The 929-nt window shown below is 56.3% G+C and carries 2 pseudogenes; both read left to right on the forward strand.

Going from position 1 to position 929, the window contains the following annotated elements:
* Nucleotides 1-522: pseudogene (locus AWB78_RS49220) on the forward strand (hypothetical protein); the annotation flags it as partial.
* Between the two features lie 50 nt (nucleotides 523-572).
* Nucleotides 573-748, forward strand: a pseudogene (locus tag AWB78_RS46210) (IS701 family transposase); the annotation flags it as partial.
* Between the last annotated feature and the right edge of the window lie 181 nt (nucleotides 749-929).

Below are 929 nucleotides of genomic sequence, written 5' to 3' on the forward strand. Positions count from 1 at the left end.
AGAAGATTGGCCAATTCCATATCGAAACTGGGAGTTCCGCAACCCTCTATTTGCACCTATTCGCACGCGGCGCCTAGTTTCGCGCCATTCTGCACGACCGACTACGTAGTGAGGACGTGGAGATTGGACAACCTATCAACTCCGATTCGTGTTCAGAAGCTGCAGATGGCGTTACACGCGAAAGCGAAGGCAGAAGCCGGGTACCGCTTCTACGCTCTGTACGACAAGATCTATTGCGAGGATGTGCTGGCGCATGCGTACGCTCAGTGTCGCTCGAACAGGGGCGCGCCGGGTGTCGATCGGCAGGATTTCGCAGAGGTCGAAGCGTACGGGGTGCAGCAGTGGCTCGGTGAACTGGCGCTTGTGCTCAGGCAGGAGACTTACCGGCCGGACCCTATCAGAAGAGTGTTTATCCCGAAGGCCAACGGCAAGCTGAGGCCATTGGGTATCTCGACCGTGCGGGATCGGGTGTGCATGACAGCAGCGATGCTGGTGCTCGAACCGACGCCCCCGGAGCGATAGCGTTCGCAACGACGCCTCAGTTGCCGGTCTCGTCGATAAAGACGATCAGTCGAGGATGGCGCGGTTTCCACCATCATGCATCGCTGTGTATCGCCGCCTATTGGTTATCGTCGCACAACGCCTCATTCAAGGCGGTAAAAAAAACGCTGAAATCCGCAACCCATCTGCCTTACCGTCGGGCTACATCCCACGCGGTTCCCCAGCGCCCGCAGCGCCACGTACCTGATTCGATCGCTATGCTTCGATGGCGCATTGCCGCTCACATTTCCAAGCGACTTCAGCGATGTCCGTTCTGTTGTACTGCCCCAAGTATTTTATGACACAGTAAGACTTCTATGGGGCATTGAAAGTCAAGCCCTTTCGCGGTCCGTTTTTACGTCAGTCATCTCCCATGGATAACCTCGTTT

Origin of the sequence: Caballeronia calidae (assembly GCF_900044055.2) — a bacterium.
GTDB lineage: Bacteria > Pseudomonadota > Gammaproteobacteria > Burkholderiales > Burkholderiaceae > Caballeronia > Caballeronia calidae.